The sequence below is a fragment of the uncultured Vibrio sp. genome, from assembly GCF_947488985.1.
GTDB lineage: Bacteria > Pseudomonadota > Gammaproteobacteria > Enterobacterales > Vibrionaceae > Vibrio.
This window is the reverse complement of the sequence record NZ_CANLBV010000346.1, coordinates 1-317: the sequence shown is the minus strand read 5'-3', so window position 1 is coordinate 317 and position 317 is coordinate 1. Positions and strand designations below refer to the sequence as shown.

1 protein-coding gene is annotated in these 317 nt (G+C 51.1%); it reads right to left on the bottom strand.

Features of this window, described 5'->3' with window-relative positions; all coding sequences use genetic code 11:
* Positions 1-20: 20 nt before the first annotated feature.
* Positions 21-317, bottom strand: a 297-nt coding sequence (locus tag Q1A70_RS20600) for a transposase domain-containing protein (RefSeq protein ID WP_299697696.1), incomplete at its 5' end; no start/stop codon positions are given.

Sequence of the window (317 nt, the reverse complement as noted above, 5' to 3'; positions counted from 1 at the left end):
GGTATCTGTCATTCTGAACGCTATTCGGAAATGGGGGACTCGTCCGTTTTTGGCATGTTCCAAGGAAGAAGATGACCATGGTCGTCCTCACTCTTCAGTTTCGGGATTTCTCGTAGCACGTATTCGAGGTACTCATACGGCTCACAGTCGTTAGCCTTCGCGGTTTCGATAAGACTGTACAGCACGGCACTGGCGCGGGCACCATTATGAGTCTTCGAGAACAACCAGTTGTTCCGGCCCACCGTGAACGGACGCACTGAACGTTCCGCTCGGTTATTATCCATACTTAACCGGCCATCATTGGTAACTCGTACTAG